The sequence below is a fragment of the Inquilinus sp. genome, assembly GCF_039594555.1.
Lineage (GTDB): Bacteria > Pseudomonadota > Alphaproteobacteria > DSM-16000 > Inquilinaceae > Inquilinus.
Genome location: NZ_JBCNNF010000481.1, coordinates 1 through 4,937, shown reverse-complemented (window position 1 = coordinate 4,937; position 4,937 = coordinate 1). Strand labels below are relative to the sequence as shown.

The 4,937-nt window shown below is 70.0% G+C and carries 7 protein-coding genes; 5 read left to right on the top strand and 2 right to left on the bottom strand.

The genetic code is table 11. The features are described 5' to 3' along the window. The 4 genes from ABDW35_RS32175 to ABDW35_RS32160 all read left to right on the top strand — a co-directional run. On the top strand, positions 1–208 hold a 208-nt coding region (locus tag ABDW35_RS32175; protein ID WP_343717927.1), incomplete at its 5' end, for a YciI family protein. Positions 209–470: 262 nt separating this feature from the next. Further along, entirely contained in the window at positions 471–1,730 is a 1,260-nt protein-coding gene (locus ABDW35_RS32170; protein WP_343717926.1) for an RNA polymerase sigma factor, read from the top strand. 103 nt (positions 1,731–1,833) lie between these two features. After that, positions 1,834–2,253, top strand: coding sequence for a glyoxalase/bleomycin resistance/extradiol dioxygenase family protein (locus ABDW35_RS32165; RefSeq protein ID WP_343717925.1), 420 nt, complete (start codon positions 1,834–1,836; stop codon positions 2,251–2,253). Positions 2,254–2,389: 136 nt separating this feature from the next. Then, entirely contained in the window at positions 2,390–2,884 is a 495-nt protein-coding gene (locus ABDW35_RS32160) for a nuclear transport factor 2 family protein (protein ID WP_343717924.1), read from the top strand. On the opposite strand, the gene ABDW35_RS32155 is transcribed toward ABDW35_RS32160, so the two are convergent. Both ABDW35_RS32155 and ABDW35_RS32150 read right to left on the bottom strand, forming a co-directional pair. Then, positions 2,827–3,249 (bottom strand): nuclear transport factor 2 family protein, encoded by a 423-nt coding sequence (locus ABDW35_RS32155; RefSeq protein WP_343717923.1) that lies wholly within the window; start codon positions 3,247–3,249, stop codon positions 2,827–2,829. The genes ABDW35_RS32160 and ABDW35_RS32155 overlap by 58 nt on opposite strands. An 84-nt stretch (positions 3,250–3,333) precedes the next feature. Further along, a complete protein-coding gene (locus ABDW35_RS32150) occupies positions 3,334–3,660 on the bottom strand; it encodes a helix-turn-helix transcriptional regulator (RefSeq protein ID WP_343717922.1) in 327 nt (108 codons plus the stop codon). Between the two features lie 153 nt (positions 3,661–3,813). Between ABDW35_RS32150 and ABDW35_RS32145 the strand changes: the two genes are divergently transcribed. Then, on the top strand, positions 3,814–4,937 hold a 1,124-nt coding region (locus tag ABDW35_RS32145), incomplete at its 3' end, for an MFS transporter (RefSeq protein WP_343717921.1).

The following is a 4,937-nucleotide window of genomic DNA, read 5'->3' as shown; positions in this document are numbered from 1 at the left end:
GGGCGCCGGGAGCCAGCAAGGTAGGATTGAGCTGATCGACGGCCCCTTCGCCGAGACGAAGGAGCAGCTTCTGGGCTTCTACACCTTCGAATGCGAGTCGCTGGAAGAGGTGCTCGCCATCGTGCGCGACCTCTCCGACGCCAACCCCGGAGCGACCTATGAGGTCCGCCCGATCCGCCGCTTCAAGCCTGGGACAGCTGGATCATGACAGTATCCCCCATTTCTCACACTCCTTGCGTTCTGCGCCATCGCCCCATGCCGGCAGGGCAGAAGCCGTGCGCGGCGCGATGCAGCGCATCGGGCAAGCGCGGCGACGCACCCTGCCGGCATGGGGCGACGGCCCGGAGGGTCGCCTTGCGGCGGCCGCCTGCGGGCGCGGGCCGCTCGACCGTAGTGCCGCTACGCTTTTCGCGTCCCGCCCCCGCATCCGACTCGCCGTAAGGCGACGCAGGACGTAAGGAGTGTGAGAAATGGGGGATCTAGCCTGGATCGACGCGGCCTTCGCCTCTGCCCGCCCTCAGGCCCTCGGCGCGTTGCTGCGCTACTTCCGGGACCTGGACACGGCGGAGGAGGCCTTCCAGGAGGCCTGCCTCCGGGCGCTGAAGACCTGGCCGCAGAAGGGGCCGCCGCGCGACCCGGCGGCCTGGCTGATCTTCGTCGGCCGCAACGCCGCCCTCGACGGCGTGCGCCGCGGCCGCAAGACCGAGCCGCTGCCGCCGGACGAGTTGCTGTCCGACCTGGAGGACGCCGAGGCCGACATGGCCGAGCGGCTGGACGGCGCGGAGTATCGCGACGACATCCTGCGGCTGCTGTTCATCTGCTGCCATCCCGACCTGCCCGCGACGCAGCAGATCGCGCTGGCACTGCGCATCGTCTCCGGCCTCTCGGTCAAGCAGATCGCCCGTGCCTTCCTGGTGGGCGAGAGCGCGATGGAGCAGCGCATCACCCGGGCCAAGGCCAAGGTCGGCCAGGCCGGGGTGCCGTTCGAGGCGCCGGGCGCACCGGAGCGGGCGCAGCGCTTGTCGCTCGTCGCCGCCATGATCTACCTAGTGTTCAACGAGGGCTATTCCGCCGCCAACAGCGAGGAGGCGCCGCTGCGCGCCCCCTTGTGCGACGAGGCGATCCGCCTGGCCCGGCTGCTGCTGCGGCTGTTTCCGACGGAGCCGGAGATCATGGGCCTGGCGGCGCTGATGCTGCTGCAGCATTCGCGCACGGCGGCGCGGTTCGACGCCGAAGGCAGCATCGTGCTGCTGGAGGACCAGGATCGCAGCCGCTGGAACCAGGGTATGATCGCAGAGGGGCTGGCGCTGATCGACAAGGCGATCCGCCACCGCAGCCCCGGCCCCTACCAGGTGCAGGCGGCGATCGCGGCGCTGCATGCGCGTGCCGCCGAGGCGAAGGACACCGACTGGGCCCAGATCGACATGCTCTACGCCACGCTGGAGCGGCTGCAGCCCTCGCCGGTGGTGACGCTGAACCGCGCTGTCGCCGTGTCGAAGCTGCGCGGCCCCGAGGCGGCGCTGGAGCTGATCGAGCCGCTAGCGCCGCGTCTGTCGGGGTACTTCTACTTCTTCGGGGTGCGCGGGGCGCTGCTGCAGCAGCTCGGCCGCTTCGGCGAGGCGCGCGAGGCCTTTAACCAGGCCATCGCCCTGGCCAACACCGCGGCCGAGGCCGCCCATATCCGCATGCATCTCGACCGCCTGCAGCAGGACGGCGCGGCCTCAGCCTGAGCCCCGGAAATTTTCTCGGGGGGCGATGTCGAAAACGCCTCGGGCCGTTCGTCCTTGAGGCAGGCCCGCAGCATCCGCGCGGCCGGAACGCAGGAGAGACCGGATGACCGAGTTCAACGAGGCCGCGATGCAGGCGCGGGCCGAGGTCCGCGGCGTGGCCCCCTATCTCAATGTCGGCGGGGCGGTGAAGGCCTCGGAATTCTACCAGAAGGCGTTCGGCGCGGAGGAGGTCGGCCGCGTGCCGGTCGATGACCAGGGCCGTACCATGCACATCCATCTCTACATCAACGGCGGCTCGGTGATGCTGGGCGACCCGTATCCGGAGCACGGCTATCCGCTGGAGGCGCCGCAGGCCTTCTCGCTGCATCTCCAGGTCGACGACGCCGATGCATGGTGGAACCGGGCGGTGGAGGCGGGGGCCGAGATCGTCACTCCGCTGCAGCCGATGTTCTGGGGCGACCGCTGGGGCCAACTGCGCGATCCCTTCGGCGTGCTGTGGTCGATCGGCGCGCCGGTCCGCTGACCGGCCGGCAAGGGCCGGCGAACGGGCTCCGCCGGCCTTTTTGTTGCACAAGCCGGCCGGCCTGTCGGATCGACGGGCATTGCCTCGTCCTCCGGACAGGCGCCCGGATGCCTCGGGCGCGGATGAGGAGATCAAGATGAACAGCCAAGCCGAAGCCGAGATTCTCGCTCTGCTCGAGGAGCATTCGGCGGCGCTGCGCCGCAAGGATGCTCGCGGCGTCATCGCCTGCCGGGCCGCCGACCCGGTTCTGTTCTCGCTGGCGCCGCCGCTGCGGGTTCACAATCCGGGACCCGAGGGGCTGGACGCCTGGTTCGCCACCTGGGACGGGCTGATCGGCTATGAGATCCACGAGCTGCGCATCGCGGCCGACGGCGACGTCGCCTTCTGCCACGGCTTCGCCAGGATGACCGGCACCAAGACCGACGGGGTGAAGGTCGACCTGTGGTTCCGCATCACCCTGGGCCTGCGCCGGACGGAGGAGGGCTGGGCGATCGTGCACGAGCACGATTCGGTACCCTTCCATATGGATGGAAGCCTGCGGGCGGCAGTCGATCTGGTCCCTGAGGCGCCGGGTCAGGCGATCCGGCCCAGCGCCGGCGCCAGCAGCCGGACGCCGACCCAGCCCCAATAGACCCGGTGATGGGCGATCAGCCCGCCGGCCAGGTCCATCACCTCGACCAGGTCGACCTGATCGCCCTCCGGCGTCTCGCGCGGATACTCCCACACCAATTGCCGGCCATCGGCATAGAAGGTGCCGGTGCGATACCAGCGGCTGAGTTCGCTCTGCAGCGTGCGCAGCCCGGCGGCGAAGAAGGACCGGATCGGCTCTCGCCCGCGCAGCACGCCCGTGCCGAGCTCCGGCAGCGTCGCCAGGATCAGCGGCGTCTCCAGCACCGCGTCCTCGGCATAAAGGGCGACCAGCCCGTCGAGGTCGCGGCCCCGCACGGTTTCGTGCCAGCGCTCATAGATCCGGCGGATGTCGGCATCGGTGGTCATCACGGTCTCCATCAGGCGGGAGCTTGATGGTGCCGCGATGTCGGGGCCGGATGCTTCGACCCGACTCGAAGCATGGCGACCGGGTCAGGCGCCGGGCTGCGGCGGCTCCGTGCGGACGGCGCTGATCAGCGAATCGAGCAGCCCGGGGAAGCGGGCATCCAGGTCTTCCCGGCGCAGCGACAGCAGGTTCTCTCGGCCGGAGGGGCGCTGCCAGATCACGCCACTGTCGCGCAGCACCCGCCAGTGATGGGTCAGGGTCGATTTCGACACGTTCTTCAGCACCGTGCCGCAGGCGTGCTCGCCACCCTCCGCCAGGACGCGGATCACGGTCAGGCGCATCGGATGGCCCAGCGCGGCCAGGACGTTCTCCAGCCGGATCTGGTGCCGGTCGGGGTGCTGGGGGGTGATCATGCCCGATAGATAGGCGATGATACGCGTACAGTCAAACTGTCGACCTTCGAGGGGAAGGCTGTGTCGGCTCATTGTACGCGAATTCTAGTACTGTTCAACAGTACGATATTCTGCGTACAGTCGGATGAATCAACCTCATGGAGGGACCAGTCCATGTCCGCATCCCCCGCAGCCGCCGGGCACCGCTCGCTCGGCTGGAGCCTGGCGCTGCTGGCCTTCGCCCAGCTGATCTTCGCGCTCGACCTCAACATCGTCTTCGTGGCCCTGCCGGAGATCGGCGCCGGCCTCGGCTTCTCCGAGCAGTCGCTGCAATGGGTGGTCAGCGCCTACACCGTGTTCTGCGGCGGCTTCCTGCTGTTCGGCGGCCGCGCCGCCGACCTGCTGGGGCAGCGCCGGATGTTCGTGTCCGGCCTCGTCCTCTACGCTGCCTCCTCGCTGGTCGGTGGGCTGGCCTGGAGCCCCGGCGTGATCATCGTCGCCCGCGCCGTCCAGGGCATCGGCGGGGCGATCCTGTTCCCGGCGACGCTGTCGCTGGTCAACCGGCTGTTTGAGGAAGGCCCGCGGCGCAACCGGGCGCTGGCGGTCTGGGGCGGTGCCGGCGCCAGCGGTTTGACCCTCGGCTCGCTGCTCGGCGGGGTGCTGACCAACGGCTTCGGCTGGTCCGCGGTGTTCTTCGTCAACGTGCCGCTGGCCGGCATCGTCGCCCTGGCGGCCCTGGGGGTGATCCCCCGCGACCCGCCGCTTCTGTCCCGCCGCAGCTTCGACCTGCCCGGTGCGCTGACGGCCACCGCCGGCGTCACGCTGCTGGTCTATGTCCTGGTGCAGGGGCCGGAGGCGGGGTGGACCGCGGCCCCGATCGTCGTCGCGGCCGTGCTGTCCGCCCTGCTGCTGGCCGCCTTCGTGAGGATCGAGATTCGCAGCGCCGACCCGCTGATGCCGATGCGCCTGTTCCGCAACCGCAGCCTCGTCGCCGGGATGTCGATCACCTTCATCTACATGGGCAGCTTCGGCGCGCTGCCCTACTTCCTGACCGTGCTGTTCCAGAATGTGATGGGCTTCAGCCCGCTGCAGACCGGCCTGGCCTTCATCGTGCCATCGCTCGCCATCGCCGCGGGCACGCAGCTGGGCGAGCGCCTGGCGACGCGGCTGGCCACGCGCAGCACGCTGCTGCTCGGCTCAGCCCTCGGCGTCGCCGGCACCGTCGCCATCGGCCTCGCCGCCACCGCCGGCTATGCCGAACTTGTGCCGGGGCTGGTGGTGTCCGGTCTCGGCCAGGG